Here is a 14,881-nt window from a genome sequence, read left to right as displayed (position 1 = left end):
TTCTGTCTAGTCAGGTACAAAATTCTCGGTCTATTGATGTTCATGAGATAAATTTTATATACACAAGATAGCGGCTATAAACAATATTGCTCAATTGCCAAGGAGGACACCAAAACAGGTCTTGAGTAACAGAAATCAGGGTCGCTTCTTCAGAAAAATTAAAACTCACCAGACCAAAATTATTGCGTCCAACGACTTCCTCTCCTTCATGTAACCATCGATTTCTCCACAGTAATAAAAAACAATTGATCAGGCGGCTTAACCCATTAGATTTCGGTGGCCAATCTCTTTTTAACCAACTCACATCACGCCGCCAAGTTTTAGCCGCTTGACGTTTGATCCATTCAATGTTGTAGCTCCAATCTGGCGGGGGTTCCCATTGAGCGGCTTTAAGTTCTCCGGGTTTTTTGATCTCTATTAAATCCGGGGGATTTGTCCAACCGATCCATTGTCTTTTAGGTTCTGGAATTAAAGATTTTAATTTAGTATGTACGAGACGGGTTTTTAATTCAGAATTACAAAAAGCACTAGCCGTTAATTGAACCAGGACACGAGGCGCTATTTTTTGTTCTAATTGATCCTTGAATGAACGGACAGGATATTCCCAATAATTTAAACGCACAGCCGAACCATAATGTATATCTCCTGAAAGCACAATAACCTGCTCCCGTCGCTCAAATAGAGTGCTTAAAAGTCTGGCTAAAGCCGATTTATGAATATTCCAAGCATCGCCGACATCATTGTTATAAACTTTCCGTTTTCTAAGATTCCATCGTTGAACCCGGTCAATAATTTGTAGACTAAATAAATTGGTAGGAGCAATCACTAAAGTCAGATCAATTTGGGCTAACCCTTGCTTACATAAGTGATCAGTTTCTTGTAGCGGCTGGTGTATTTGCCTCTCAAAAGCCGTTGGACTCAGAAGCATAGGAGGAGACGTTGCCGGTTGTTCTCCGGCTGGATAGCCGCGCCAAGTACGAGTATCTAAAACTAGCACTTCATAGCCTTGATATCTGAGGGTGTAGTGCCATGTTAAAGCTTGAGGACTTCGATCTAGAATCATCACCTCCCCGTCTTTTTTCAGTTTGGGTAAACCTCTAAGGGCATCTTGGGGGGGTAGTCCTAAATAACTGGCAATCTCATCATTCGCTAATTCATCTGTTCCCTCAGAAGCGGACCAAGCTTCGGCGGCTATCAATAATTTATTTCCCGTTTGTCCAGGTTCAAATTGTTCTGGGGTGTTTCCCCAACCCTGAAATAACGCATAAGCCAGTAATCCATTTTGAACGGTTCTTTTTCCTAACGGTTTTCCTAAAACCCGTAAACACCAAGCTTGATTAAGATACCAATCATCACTAATATCATGATCATCAAAAATCATATAAGTGGGAACATTGGCTAAAGCTCGTCTGACCTTACCTAAAGAATGCAAAAACATTTGCAGTTCCCTAACTTCTTTATCCCATTGTCGGGCTTGCTTGGCATTTTCAGTCATTTCTTGTCCTTTGGGAAAGTCTTTGGGCCAAAGCACAGGTGACCAAACCAAAAGATACATGGCGCTATATTCACCCAAGCTAAAGAGATGACTTTTGGCCCGTTCAGGTTGATGGCGAAGTCCGGCCGTTAAGCCGCCTTTTTTTTCGGCAATAGCACTACGTTGACCAGGTTTGAGGTGTTTAGGGTTAACTGTATCAAGAAGGGTTTCTTCCCATCCTATCAGGGTATCTCCTGCATCTGTCACCGTTAAAAGTAGGGCATCTGCCACATCATCCCCATAAATTTGATCCCCTGTCATAAACAGTTGATGAACTCTGTGTTGAGGATCATCAGCCTCTTGTTCAAGTAAGTCATCTACAATGGGTAGTGCATCAATGCCTTCTCCTTGGGGTTTGCGGCAAGATCCGTGAATGATGCGGAGTTTGTTTAGGTCTTCGGGAGGTAAGACAAAAGTCGGCTGTCCATGTTCAAAATAGCTGATAGAAGTAGGACTATAATAGGGTGATTGTAGTGCCTCTTGTAAGGTTTGATGAGTTCCCTCAACCGGTTCAAAGTTTAAATCATAAGCATAGATGTGGTCTGAGACTAAACCCTCTGTGTTTAGGGTTTTTGCTGTTAGTGCAACAATATGTAAATGCTTCCCTAGGGCTATGGTTGAACCTTCTCCCTCGGCAATAATTTCCCCGGTTTCGATTTCTTTACCTTGTTTAGTACGATAAACTTGGAGCCTAACTTGACAGGCTGATCGCAATGCCACCCATACGGTTACAGCTTGGCTGTCTGTGCGTCTTAGAATGGGCCCGGATAAAATTAAGGGAAGTTGCTCAAGGCGATAGCTAAGGGAAGTCCAGGGCATAGAAAAATTATTTTTTGCTCATAGTTACTTTTACGATTACTTTTGATTATCGTAGAAGCCGCTTTACATTTATACTGCTTTACGGGCGATGAAAACTGAATGATTTTTTGGTAAATTATATAGGCCATACCTGACCTTCCTTTCAACCTGAAAACCCTCTTGACGCAATAAAAAGGCTATCTCTTCTGATTCATAAAGTCGCTGACGGTGTGTTTCTTCATCCCGCCTGTAGTGTTCTCCTACTTTTCTAAAGGTGATTATTCGACGAGTCAAAATTTTTTCTTGCTGATCTTCTTGTCTTTCAACTAACACTAACCAATTATTTCCTTCAGTGAATTTTTGTCTCGGAGTTTCTAAGAGAATTTTTTCCATTTCTACCAGATCAAAAATTAAAACCCCTCCCGGAGTTAAGGCGTTATAGATGCGGCGAAATAGATTAACTAGAAGGGCGCTATTGTTATCAGTATCAAATAGATAATTAAAACATTCTCCTACCGAAATAACCGCCTGACATGGGGGGATATCGGCTTTAAATAAAGATTCGAGGCGAAACTCAATATTAGGTAATCTTTGGCGAGCAATAGCAATCATTTCTGGCGAGATATCAATGCCAAGAACCTGATAATTTGCTTTGACCAGTTCTTGGGTTAATAAGCCGCTTCCACAGCCTAATTCAACAATTAATCCGGTTTGTATCAGGTTTTGTTGCAGGATTTCTAAAATTCCTGGAGCAGATTTGAGAGCAAATTCACTAAAACCGACATCATGAATATAGGCTAAGTCTTCTTTGTACCATTGTGTCATAAGGCAAGGGGAAGAGGAAGGGGGAAGGGGGAAAGGGGAAAGGGGAAGGGGGAAACAACAGTGGCTCGATTTTCATTTTTAAGAGTCAATTTATTGGCCCTTTAACCTTTTCTCTTTAACCTTTTCCCTAAATTAAAGAACGTTATGAGTATGGGGATGCTGTTTAACATTATCTTCTGTGCGGACCACATGAACCGCATTAAGAACCCGCTTTTTTTCCAGAGAATAGTTGAGGTTATCTCGGCGAGTTCCCACAGGAATGTGTTGCTTGGCTTCTGGGCGAGTCTTGTAGGTACGAGTAGCGGCAATTACCCGCTCTACGAAGTTATCACATAATTGCGCTTCTTGAGGAAAGTCAGCAGGGATTTGAAGAGTCTCGCCGCCGAGAACTTCCCCTACCAATTTTCCACAAGCGAATTGATAAGAAGTCGGAATGCCTTTGAGAATTGCTTCAAGTGCGGCAGAGGGAATAGGTTCAACTACTTGCACTTCGTGAAATTCGCCATCTTCTTTGAGAAAGCAGGTTGCTAAACCAAATACACAGTAATCTTCGGTGGATATATCGTTTGCGTCTTTAATTAAGATTGCCGTTGCCATGTTTTCTAAGTAGAGGTTGCTCAATTAATGATGATTGAATACTGTTTAGCCTCGATTGTATCAGCTATGAGCATTGCTAAATCTTAAGAGTACAATCTGACCACAAATCTATGAACTACCCACCCTCTCCACTTGGCTTTAAGATGGCTCAACAGATTTCAATTTCTCTGCCAAAATAGAAAATAACTTCCTTTATTAGAGCTTGCATTATGGCCCGACTAGACCCCTATACCCTACAAATGCAAATTTCTCGGATGTTCGAGCAAGGACAATCTTTCTTTTGTACTTTTAAGGTACAAGATTGGTTGCGGGAACGCAATCAAGACCCCGATGCCTACAATATCATTTTTCACTCTCGTCCGGCTCCGGCAGGTTCTAACCTAACTACAATGGTAGACATAGAATTACAACGCAAAGATGGTCAACCCGTTGATCCTTGGTTACAAGAAGAAATTAACCGTCATAGTTAATTTTCAACGAATTTTTAAGCTGTGGGTTTTGGCTGTTGCGCCTTCTCTATCTGAGCGTGAATTTCTTTGAGTTCCTCGATGGTACAGCGTAACCGGGGATGGTTAGGATCACTTAAATCTAGCTTTTCCCAAGGAACGCGATAACCATTATAAATTTTTGTCGCTCCTAGCAGATGTAACAGTCCTAAACCAACTGTCCAAGCTGATAAACGTTCTAAAATAGCGATGGTTCCGATTAAATATTCTTTAATCACCCATTCATTCCCTTGTTGTTGCACCCGTATTTCTTCAATTCGTCCTATAGATTTTCCGGTCGCGTCTTTCACGGGTTTACCGAGTAACAATTCTAAATGAATTTCACGGGTTGCCATTATTTGCCTCCTGGAATTTTTTTCACAACATGATCTCGCAACCACTGTTCATAAACTAAAGCGGCTGTCTCTTCAGCATCTAGATCTACATCTACATCAATTCCCACATCCACAACTTTTGACCAAGGAATGCGAAAAGGTTCCCTCTGTTTTGCTCCCCATCGACTTTGAATATTAAGCAACCAACGGGCCAAACCCGGATGAAGCCGCCTTGCTACAACTGGCAAACCTACCTCAATATAAGCTAGGCGTGGGGGTTGATTATCTGGATATTCAGCCACTATCCCGTCGACTCTGCCCATTTTTCGTTGATTACAGTCAACTAACTGATTGTCTAATACATCTCGAAATAAGTCCATTTCAACCTCCTAGCATTTCTAACGGAATAGCGGCAACTGCCAAAACAAAGGTTAAGGCAATAATAAAAATGACAATAGTATTATTTAACCAATGGTTACGATGATTACCGATATAGGATTCATCATTCATAATGATCAAAAAAGGTATAACCACTAATGGTAAAATAACCGCCGTCAGGGCCATAGAAAAAAGAGTTAATTGTAAAGGATCAATACCAATTACCATTAACATTGAAGCCAAAAAAAGCAACACTGAATACACCAGACAAAAACGCGCGGCTTGTTTTGGGCGTAAATTTTCCCCCCAATTCCAACCAAAAGCTTGAGAGACGATGTAAGCATTATCGAGACTCACCTCTAGCGCCGCACCAAAACAGGTAATTCCCAGAGAAGCGGCAAAGAGGACAAAACCCCAATAGCCTAAAGGTTGGGTTAAAATTAAGGCCACTTGTTCATATTGGTCAACTTGAATACCGTTAGGATAAAACACCAGGGCGGCTACAATTAACACCCCCAAAGAGACGATACTTCCAAATCCCATCCCCAAAACCGCCACCACCCGATTAATGGAGATATCTTCTTCACTCCATCGATTTTCTACTGCTCCCGATGAATAGAAATAAAATAAATAAGGACTAATTAAAGCCCCTAAAATACTAACCGCTATAAATAAATAATGAGGGGTATCTTGTTTAGGTAAACTCGGTAATAAACCCGACCCTAATTGTGTTAGAGAGGGATGTAGTTTAATGGTGGCAAAAACAAAAGCCAGGGTAATCAATCCTAAAACAGACACGCCATTTTCAATAATACTAAAGTTACCTTTCCAAAGCAGTAACCAAATCAAAAAAGCCACCGGCAAAGCCCACCATTGAAAACTAATGCCGGTTACCAGTTGCAAGGCAATACAAACGCCGCCAATCTCAGCCGCTAACACCAACAAATCAACGATAATTTCTGCAATGAGGGGAATAATTAAAAAACGAAATCCTAAACGTTCTCGTACAGCATCTATCAGCGTATGTTTACTAACGGCGGCTAAACGCCCAGACATTTCTACCAAAACAATCACGCAAACCGTACCGAGAAGAATTGCCCAAATGAGTTGGAACCCAAAAGATGAGCCGGCTTGGGCTGAAGTGGCGATCGCTCCCACATCCAAAAAACCGCCGATACTGGTGAGGATACCAAGGCCTACTTCAAGAATTTTCTGAGGTTTCATGGTTGTCCACCTGTTTCTTTAATTAAGGAATGTAGCGCCTGTTGATGAGTCGACAAAATTTGTACTTGTTGACTCACTGCCGGGTTATCTTTGTTATTGACTGCAATGGCCATACGAGTAACCGTTTTTTCGAGTTGTTGTAATTGATTTAAGACTCGGGTTTTTTGTTGAAAAGGAGTTACTTTGTTGAGGGTTTCAGCTTCTTTTTGCAGCTTTTCTTGAGCCGTTTCTAGGGTAAGTTTAGCATAAACCGTTGGAACATCTTGTTTTAGCCAAGCATCGCCTACCATTTGAGACGTTGCCGCCCAAGATGTTACAGTTTTCATCTCTTGAACAAATTTATCTGTAGAAGGTTGACTACTACAGCCGCTTGCTGTAAAGATCAGCAGCATGAACCCCCAAAAGCTGTGGGATTGCATAGCCAATTTTTCCTTTTTTTAAAAGCTATTACTTGAATTTTATCAATTAGTTTTTAGGGCGGGATTCTCCAAAAGATAGAAATACAAGCGGATTTTTTGCTCATGGATCGATTAAACTAACAACTATAAGGGTAACCATTAAAATAATTATGTATGTATTAATTGGGGGAGCCGGTTTAGTCGGCATAAGCTTGGCTCAAAAATTGGTAGAACTCGACCATACTGTGGCTATTATTGACATAGACCCATCAGCTTGTCGTTATGCTCGTGAACAAGTGGGAGCAATGGCTTTTGAGGGAAGTGCTGTCAAAACAGAAGTCTTGTTAGAAGCCGGCATTCGTAAGGCAGATGCTCTAGTGGCGGCTCTCCGCAATGATGCTTTAAACTTAGCTTTAGTGACTTTAGCTAAACACTACGGAGTTCCTTATATTCTCTCGAGAATGCGCCACAGTGATTTTGCTGAACCCTTGCGGCTGGCGGGAGCGCATCGTATTGTTGGAGCAATTGAATTAGCGGTTTCAACCCTCGTGAATGCGATTGAATATCCGCAAGTAGAATCGATGATGCACTTTGAGCAAGGACAGATTGAAGTGTTAAAGTTAGCGATTCCTGACAATTGCTATATTGTGGGTCGAAGTATTGCAGAAATTGCTCAAAATCCCCGATTTCCTTCGGATTCTCTAATTATAGGCTATCAACCCCATCCCCATGAAAGATTGATTATTCCTAACGGTTCTACCGTAGTCGAACCCGGTTCAACAGTTTTAGTGGCTACAAAACCGGGATTGTTACATCAAGTTATTGATTTTATCGAACAATGTAAATAGTCATTAGTCATTAGTCATTAGATTCGTAGGGTGGGTTAGGCGCGGTGATGATTTTCATGAAAAAGAGATAAGTTTTGGTCCGCGCCGTAACCCACCAAATACAATATTGTATCTCCATAAACATTTTTCCCAACGAGGCCGAAAGAGCCTTAGTTATTAGTTATTAGTTATTAGTTATTAGTTATTAGTTATTAGTTATTAATTATTAGTTATTAGTGATTAATCATTAGTTAAGTACCTGGACATAGATAAAGCCTAGCTCCGCGCCACTCTTTGTACATGATGTTAAGAAATGTAAAAGCCTTGAAAGCATTTCCTGTTCCCTGTTCCCTGTTCCCTGTTCCCTGTTCCCTGTTGCCTGTTGCCTTTTCCTATTTTTTTAATGATCATCTAAATTCAACAATTGCTCATCAATAGTTTTCAACCTTACTTGCACAATCATATCTGATAAAATACCCTTGCGTCTTGCCTCATTAAGGGCGTTTTTTTCAGCTAACAATAAGCGACGACGGATAGATTCTAATTTTGTTTGTTGTTGTTTTTCAGATTTTAAGTCATTATTACGACGATTATAAAACTCTCGTAAAGCCTTTTCGGCTGCGGCTACTCGTACCTGATAAGCCGCTCGCATTTCCTCAAAAATAGATTTAGGTAAGATCCCTGTTTTTAACAAACTATCTAATTCATCTTGTGCGGCTTTGGCGGTAATGAGTTGCGCTTGCCAATCTTCAATCTGTTGTTCTGGAAAAGAAACTTTAGACAAATTTAACTGTTTTACTAACCAAGGTAAGCTGATTCCTTGTCCGACTAGAGATAATAAAACTGCGCCAAATACAATAGCGATGACTTCTTCTCTTGCTTCTATGGATGAGGGGATACTTAAAGCAAGTGCCATAGACAGAGAGCCTTTGATATTACCTAAAAATAACACGTGCTGCCACCGCAGAGGAATAGGACGGTCAAATCGATTGATTAGTGCTAGTAGGGGATAAACACAGAGTAAACGACCAAGTTGATAGGCCACAATGGCCAGCATTACAGCCGGTAAAGTGTTCCATAAAGTCGTTAGATTGATTTCTAAACCAATCAGTAAAAAAATTAAACTATTAACGCCAAAACTCGCACATTCCCAAAAACTTAATAAAGTTAAGCGAGTAGAAGCAGAAATATTACTGGATAATCCCACAGTCCCGATAATTAGTCCTGCAACGACAATGGCCACTACGCCTGATACTTCTAATGAATGGCCGATTTGAAAAGCGCCTAATGCCACTGCTCCGGTGAGTAAAATATTTCTTAATGGCTCATCTGAGCGAACAATTAAACCGATACTGAGATATCCCAAGGCTAAACCGACAAGGGTTCCTCCTACAATCACCACGATAAACTCTTGTAATCCCTCCACCACAGTAATGGAACCAGAAGCATGAAATTTTAAAATCAGGGTAAATAGCACTAAAGCTACGCCATCATTAAATAAGCTTTCTCCTTCTACAATGGTGGTTAATTTCGAAGGAACAGGGATCTCTTTAAAAACAGCAATCACAGAAACTGTATCCGTGATGGCTAAAATGACTCCCAGCAATAAGGCAGGTGTCCAATGAAGTCCTAGTCCCCACTTCAAGACAATGGCGGTGATCCCAGAAGATAGCATGACACCCGGCCCGGCTAAAATAGCAACGGGTTTAATGGTGGTACGAAGACGGCTAATATCGGTATTAATGGCGGCTTCAAAAATGAGAATCGGCAAAAATACATTTAAAATTAAAGCATCATCTAATCCAATTTCATCGGGTAAAAGTTCGGCAATCGCTAATCCAGCTAAAACTAAGCCGCTAACATAAGGAATCCTCAGCCATTGGGACGCTAAAGCTATCCCAGTAGCCACCAATAAAAGAATCACTAAAACCGAAACTAATTGAGCAACATTCATCTGGGTCAACTTATGAAAGCCAGATTGATCTTATCCTTGTTGTTAGAGTTCTGCCTATAATAATGTTGCGAAAAATTGTTTTTATTTGGGTTGAGGTGTTAGGATTTTTAGCTGGAGGTTTATCAGTGTGGTTTGGCATCAATAATTATGTCGCTGTTGCTGATGTTATCCGCATTCTGCCACTAGGAGATTCTATTACCCAAGGGGGACGCAGAGAACGCCAGGAATACACCTACCGCTATCCCCTTTATTGTATGCTCCGTGAACGAGGCATAAATGTAGACTTCATCGGTTCACTTAAAACAGGACTTGATCCCCAAGCTACCTGGCCAGACTGTAAAACTGTTCCCTTTGACCGAGATCATGAAGGTCATTATGGTTGGACGACGAGCAAAGTGCGAGATCATCTGGCCAGTTGGCTTCAAACTTATCCTCATCCGCCTGATGTGGTACTCTTGCATCTGGGGACTAATGACCAAAAGGCCAGTGATTTTAATCAGGCCATTATAGAGCCGCTAAAAGATATTATTGCTATGCTGCGAAAGGTTAACCCAAGGGTGGTGATTTTTGTGGGACATCTTAATTTTAATGATGGTGCTGCCTTAAAGATTCGACCTCTTGTAGAAGCAATGGCCACTGAACTTAGTACAGAAGAATCACCCGTCATGACTGTACCTTTTTATCAAGGTTGGATCGAAGATCCGCATAAACCCCATACTGATACCTTTGACTGGGCACACCCCAATCCGCAAGGTCAAGAAAAAATGGCTCAAAAATGGTACGAGGCAATCAAGCCATTTCTAAAAAAATTAGGCCAACAAAATAATCAACAGCAGGAAAACAGCAATAGATAATCCCGTTTCTATAAACAGAGGTAACGCTAAAGTCTTCATCATTAATCTTTCCTTAAACTTACCTTAATCTTACTGTTGATGTAAAACTGGGTTACCGATACTTGACAAATATTTACAATTGACCTTGTTCATAAAAAGCGGTCATGGTTTTTTTAAATTTCTCAGCAGGTAAAGTAAAGGGAATTTTAGAGGCGAGTAATTCAATTAATTGCTGAGGTGTTATGTCAGGATATTTTTTCAAGGTTCTCTCAAGAAGACGCTCGGCGATGGGCGCAATGATATACTCTATCAGTTGCAGGCGACAAAATTCGATAAACTCGGGTTCAAGTGAGGTTGGAAATTGAGCAACAAGGCGCTCTTGTGAAATAGACGGTTCAACTAAACCTGCTGTTTTTGAGTTAGTCACCTGATCAGGGGTTTTTAAGTTGGATAAAGGATTAGATAAAGTTTTGATCATTTGACCTAAATCTTCTTCGGGTTTTTCTATCCAAATCGTTAAGTCTACCTGACTTTCTACCAGAATAGACAATTTGCCGGCCTCTAAGTCTTCTCGGCAAGCGGTGAGCGCCTTTTGATGCAAGTGTTTAGCGAAAGAGCGGCTTTTGATCAGCCATTTACCTTGAAAAAGGACTTTATTAGTGGTTGCATTGAGAATATCTTCAGATATAAAATCTTTGGCTTGCAAAAAAAACATAGTCTAAAAATAAACAATATTTGTGATAGGGGATTTTTAGTAAGTATTCTTAGCATTCCCAAAATTGAGATTGAAATTAACACTTCCAACTCAAGGCTCAAAACCCGTAAAGACATGGCCGAGTGCGGAACGAGTTCCGCACCCCACTCTACGGGGCAAATTGTCAAGATGTTTTTATTTATTAGGCACAGTCCACCACGCTAAAGCATAAGGCTGAGTTTTCTCGTTAACTTGTTGACGATATTGAACCCGTATTTTATAACGGCCACCCTTATGAACAGGACAAAAAATATGCTCGATACTATCTACATCACTGGTGGAACGACAGATACTTTGATTGACATCACCTCCATCCACTGGCATTAGATAAATATCTAGGTTATTTAAACCGCGATCATGAAACGTTTCGCCGACATCATATAGGTTATTTCCATTGGCATCATTAAGCTCTACCAATCTATCCCAAGCTAGAGTAATAGATACATAACTATTTTCTTTGAGAGGTTGCTCGAGAACATAATCGTTATAAGTCCCGGCAGATACTTGATTATAATCCCATCCCTTAAAGGGTACAGGTTTATCTGGATGCCATTGCCCTCCACTAAATTGTTGATAAGCACGAAACACATTGAGATGTCCTGTACCCATTTGTATATCCAGGGGAATTTTGGGGTTAGAGTAAGCATCTGAGTCTAACCAAGTGCGATTATGTTTATCAACGGTTGTCTTCATCATTCCTAACAATAAGCCATTGCCAGGGTCTTTAATCTTATCTGCGGAGTTGAGTAAGACCACTCTCATGACTTCGTGACGACGAGAGTCTATACTCCAATTAGCTTGATGCTGTCTTAATTGACGGTCGCCAAATTCCTGCAACAAAGCGACCGAGGCAGTAATATGGGGAGCCGCAAAGCTTGTCCCACTCACTTCAACCACTTTACCCTTTAAATCATAAAGGAGAATCTTATTGCCTGGAGCCACTAAACTGACTGCGCGGCGCTGGCCCATATTAATTTCCCGTTTAATGAGCCGCCTGCCGGTGCCTTCAGGTAAAGCACTGAGGTTAGCAAAGTCTACCTTAGCAAACTGTCCTTCTCGTTTAGCGGTATAAGCGGTAGTAATGCCATTATATTGATCAGTAGGAATAGGAATACCGCCTTTACCTTGATTGCCGGCGATGACATAAAGAACATCATGAACTCGTGCAGACCAATCAATACATTGAGTTAACAAAGCATTGCCGTCGAGTTTAGCATCTACACGACCATCTCGTTGTAAAGATTCTCCAAAACTAAAATTAATCGCCCGGACATCACCACTATTTTGTAAAGCCACATGTTGACTGGTGAGACATTCTTCAGGTTGTCCACCGCGTTTGAGATTTCCCACCGCACCCGAGTATAATTTCGCAGCCGGAGCCACTCCTCGCAGTTTTTTATCTTGACTAACCATCACCGAGGCGACCATATTCGCATGGTTGTCCACATAGGTATTAGGTTTAGCAGGAGTATCACGATAAAAAAGCCCTGCTAATGAGATAGCCGGATTCCATGCCACAGCTTTATCAAAACCGAATTTGCCTGGTCGTCCGATCTCTACTTGTCCGATAGCGATTTTGCGGCCAGTCAAATTAAGTGGGGGGGCCTGTAACAGATCGGCATAAATCCCTTCTTCTCCCACTGAGTCATACAAGGCTAAAGCAGGTGTGATTAATCCTGAAACTACCAAACCACAAGCCAGCCAGACGATTTTTTGCCTCATAGATTGTTAATTTAAAGTTATCTTCTGTAATATATCTATGATAGGCTCTCAAGATTCATTCGTTTAATTTGTAACCTAGAATTTTATCTATTGTTTGTTGGTCAGTTTTTTGGTGATGGATTTAAAGCAACAAAAGCAAGAAGAGTTTAACCAGAATTACCAAGCCGGACTTACGGCCTTTGAACAGGGCAAGTACCGTCTTAGTGTACAGTATTTAGAACTAGCCAATCAGGCAAGCGTGCCGGGTACTCGTATCAGTGGCGAGGTCAAAATTTGGCTAGTTACCGCTTATCAAGCCGCCGGCAGATTACAAGATGGACTGTCTTTGTGCCGTCAACTGACTCAATATCCCCACCCAGAAATCCGTAAACAGGCACAACGCTTACTCTATATTTTGGAAGCGCCTCGCTTAAATCGTCCTAAAGAATGGATGACGGAAATTCCGGATTTAGCTAAGACTCCTGAGACTGTTCAATATCTCAATAGTAGTGGTTCTCCTTCGCGTTCTACTCCTTCCCCACCAGCGATCAAACCGGTTGAGCAGTCTGGGGTGAATGCTCAAGATAATAAGTTTATTTGGGTGGCTTTGTTAGCCGCTTTGTTGACCATTGGCGGGTTGATCTGGTTTAGCTAAAAATTTTTCCGATGGGGGCTTGCTTTTTTTAGAGAAATGGATATATAATAGTAATCTGTGAATATCGGGGCGTAGCGCAGCTTGGTAGCGCACTACTTTGGGGTAGTAGGGGTCGTGGGTTCAAATCCCGCCGCTCCGATTGAGGAAAACTCGCTTTAAATGCGGGTTTTTTCCCATTTTAAGGGGGTTTGGGGGTCTTAAACTATCGGTAAATCTTCAACACCGTTGAGCCATTTTTGGTCATTTTAGTTATCATTTGGGTATGAGTTGGGTATAAAAAATGCAAGCTCCAACTGGCAAAAAAGCCTCTAAAGGAACTGTCTCCATAGAAGACTTCCAGGGTCGGTTACGTCTAAGATGGCGCTTTGAAGGCAAACGTTACGCTCTCTCCATCGGATTGCCTGATTCTAAAGTCAACCGTAAAGTCGCACAACAAAAAGCAACGGTGATCGAACTCGATATGGCTTCTGGTAACTTTGACGCGACTTTAAAAAAATATAAACCTCATATTCAAAGCACTAGCCAACTTACCGTAGTCACTCTCTTTGAAAAATTTATGGATAGTAAAGCTAAGGCATTACTTCCAACAAGCCTGGACAAATATCGAGCTACCCTTGGATATCTAAAATCATTGTTTCCAAACCAATTAGCCTCTACAATTGATGTAAAAGATGCTGAAAAATTCCTTGAATGGATAAATAACCGAGGTGTTTCGCCAATTGTCTGTCGAGAACGTCTTATTTTAATTCGGGCTGCTTGGCAATGGGGTATAAAACAGCAGTATTTAGATACTAATCCTTGGATAGATATGGTTTCTAGAGTTCGAGTGCCCCCTAAGCAAAGACCTAAACCCTTTTCCAGTGAGGAAATAAAAGCAATCATTGATGCTTTTAGAACCGATCAATATTACAGTTATTATGCTGACTATGTAGAATTTCTCTTTAGGACAGGTTGTCGTACCGCAGAAGCGATTGGCTTGCGATGGAAGCATCTTAATGATGATTGCAGTTCTGTATGGATTGGCGAGTCTTTAACTCGTGGTGTCAGAAAAAGCACGAAAACCAATCGTGAGCGGACTATCACCCTCACTCCTAAATTACAACAAATACTTTTAGCGAGGCGACCTGCAAATCCCGATCCTGAAGGGTTAGTATTTACCTCTTCCAAAGGAGGTGCAATCGATGATCACAACTTTAGAAACCGAGCTTGGGTAAGTATTTTGCAGCAACTTGGTTTAAATTACCGTAAACCTTACAACACGCGACATACTTTTATATCTCATGCTTTAGATAAAGGAATGAATCCCGTAGAAGTTGCTCAACTAACAGGCCATGATGTTCAAACGCTCTATGAAAACTATGCTGGTGTGGTAAATAGCAGACCTAGATTACCCGAATTGTAGAAGATGTTTTATTAGCATTAATTTCTCTTAACTTCGACAGTTATTTATTTAATTTGTAACTAGGAAATCATGAATTTTTGTTTTTAAAAGAATTTTTCATCGCTATATGCCATATTGCTTGAAGTGCTGGTTCTGAATTGATATTGTCGTTCATAACGTTATCAAATTCAGTATCAGACTA

15 protein-coding genes and 1 tRNA gene are annotated in these 14,881 nt (G+C 41.0%); 6 read left to right on the top strand and 10 right to left on the bottom strand.

Annotated features, from left to right (window positions below; translation table 11 throughout):
* Positions 1-40: 40 nt before the first annotated feature.
* The 3 genes from CYAN7822_RS02645 to CYAN7822_RS02635 all read right to left on the bottom strand — a co-directional run bounded on the left by CYAN7822_RS02645 (position 41) and on the right by CYAN7822_RS02635 (position 3,754).
* Positions 41-2,353: an alkaline phosphatase D family protein gene (locus CYAN7822_RS02645; protein ID WP_013320695.1), complete on the bottom strand. Its 2,313-nt coding sequence runs from the start codon at positions 2,351-2,353 to the stop codon at positions 41-43.
* Between the two features lie 69 nt (positions 2,354-2,422).
* Positions 2,423-3,157 carry a class I SAM-dependent methyltransferase gene (locus tag CYAN7822_RS02640; protein ID WP_013320694.1) on the bottom strand — a complete coding sequence of 245 codons (735 nt, stop codon included), beginning with the start codon at positions 3,155-3,157 and terminating at the stop codon, positions 2,423-2,425.
* Positions 3,158-3,289: 132 nt separating this feature from the next.
* Positions 3,290-3,754 carry a hypothetical protein gene (locus CYAN7822_RS02635; RefSeq protein ID WP_013320693.1) on the bottom strand — a complete coding sequence of 155 codons (465 nt, stop codon included), beginning with the start codon at positions 3,752-3,754 and terminating at the stop codon, positions 3,290-3,292.
* Between the two features lie 209 nt (positions 3,755-3,963).
* On the opposite strand from CYAN7822_RS02635, the gene CYAN7822_RS02630 reads away from it, so the two are divergent.
* Entirely contained in the window at positions 3,964-4,224 is a 261-nt protein-coding gene (locus CYAN7822_RS02630; protein ID WP_013320692.1) for a hypothetical protein, read from the top strand.
* A gap of 14 nt (positions 4,225-4,238) precedes the next feature.
* Here the strand turns inward: CYAN7822_RS02630 and CYAN7822_RS02625 are convergent, their stop codons facing one another.
* From CYAN7822_RS02625 to CYAN7822_RS02610, 4 genes are read right to left on the bottom strand one after another with little or no spacing between them, the layout of a single operon-like run.
* Positions 4,239-4,595 (bottom strand): hypothetical protein, encoded by a 357-nt coding sequence (locus CYAN7822_RS02625; RefSeq protein ID WP_013320691.1) that lies wholly within the window; start codon positions 4,593-4,595, stop codon positions 4,239-4,241.
* Positions 4,595-4,954 (bottom strand): hypothetical protein, encoded by a 360-nt coding sequence (locus CYAN7822_RS02620; RefSeq protein ID WP_013320690.1) that lies wholly within the window; start codon positions 4,952-4,954, stop codon positions 4,595-4,597. The genes CYAN7822_RS02625 and CYAN7822_RS02620 overlap by 1 nt, the downstream gene beginning before the upstream one ends.
* A 1-nt stretch (position 4,955) precedes the next feature.
* Positions 4,956-6,176 carry an NRAMP family divalent metal transporter gene (locus CYAN7822_RS02615; protein ID WP_013320689.1) on the bottom strand — a complete coding sequence of 407 codons (1,221 nt, stop codon included), beginning with the start codon at positions 6,174-6,176 and terminating at the stop codon, positions 4,956-4,958.
* A complete protein-coding gene (locus CYAN7822_RS02610; protein WP_013320688.1) occupies positions 6,173-6,595 on the bottom strand; it encodes a hypothetical protein in 423 nt (140 codons plus the stop codon). Before CYAN7822_RS02610 ends, CYAN7822_RS02615 begins: the two co-directional genes overlap by 4 nt.
* Before the next feature lie 149 nt (positions 6,596-6,744).
* Here CYAN7822_RS02610 and CYAN7822_RS02605 point away from each other — a divergent pair, with 149 nt between their 5' ends.
* A complete protein-coding gene (locus CYAN7822_RS02605; RefSeq protein ID WP_013320687.1) occupies positions 6,745-7,422 on the top strand; it encodes a potassium channel family protein in 678 nt (225 codons plus the stop codon).
* 379 nt (positions 7,423-7,801) lie between these two features.
* Here the strand turns inward: CYAN7822_RS02605 and CYAN7822_RS02600 are convergent, their stop codons facing one another.
* Positions 7,802-9,355: a cation:proton antiporter gene (locus tag CYAN7822_RS02600; protein WP_013320686.1), complete on the bottom strand. Its 1,554-nt coding sequence runs from the start codon at positions 9,353-9,355 to the stop codon at positions 7,802-7,804.
* Between the two features lie 62 nt (positions 9,356-9,417).
* Here CYAN7822_RS02600 and CYAN7822_RS02595 point away from each other — a divergent pair, with 62 nt between their 5' ends.
* Complete coding sequence (locus CYAN7822_RS02595) at positions 9,418-10,209, top strand: GDSL-type esterase/lipase family protein (protein ID WP_013320685.1); 792 nt, start codon at positions 9,418-9,420, stop codon at positions 10,207-10,209.
* 112 nt (positions 10,210-10,321) lie between these two features.
* Here the strand turns inward: CYAN7822_RS02595 and CYAN7822_RS02590 are convergent, their stop codons facing one another.
* Positions 10,322-10,903, bottom strand: coding sequence for a DUF8082 domain-containing protein (locus CYAN7822_RS02590; RefSeq protein ID WP_013320684.1), 582 nt, complete (start codon positions 10,901-10,903; stop codon positions 10,322-10,324).
* 174 nt (positions 10,904-11,077) lie between these two features.
* Complete coding sequence (locus tag CYAN7822_RS02585) at positions 11,078-12,664, bottom strand: S8 family serine peptidase (protein WP_013320683.1); 1,587 nt, start codon at positions 12,662-12,664, stop codon at positions 11,078-11,080.
* A gap of 115 nt (positions 12,665-12,779) precedes the next feature.
* On the opposite strand from CYAN7822_RS02585, the gene CYAN7822_RS02580 reads away from it, so the two are divergent.
* The 3 genes from CYAN7822_RS02580 (at position 12,780) to CYAN7822_RS02570 (ending at position 14,700) form a co-directional block, all read left to right on the top strand.
* Entirely contained in the window at positions 12,780-13,298 is a 519-nt protein-coding gene (locus CYAN7822_RS02580) for a hypothetical protein (protein WP_013320682.1), read from the top strand.
* A gap of 65 nt (positions 13,299-13,363) precedes the next feature.
* Positions 13,364-13,437 (top strand) — tRNA-Pro (locus tag CYAN7822_RS02575).
* 141 nt (positions 13,438-13,578) lie between these two features.
* Positions 13,579-14,700: a site-specific integrase gene (locus CYAN7822_RS02570; RefSeq protein WP_013320681.1), complete on the top strand. Its 1,122-nt coding sequence runs from the start codon at positions 13,579-13,581 to the stop codon at positions 14,698-14,700.
* Positions 14,701-14,881: the final 181 nt, after the last annotated feature.

This window comes from Gloeothece verrucosa PCC 7822, from assembly GCF_000147335.1.
Lineage (GTDB): Bacteria > Cyanobacteriota > Cyanobacteriia > Cyanobacteriales > Microcystaceae > Gloeothece > Gloeothece verrucosa.
Note: the sequence above shows the minus strand (reverse complement) of the source record. Positions and strands in the feature narration are given on the sequence as shown.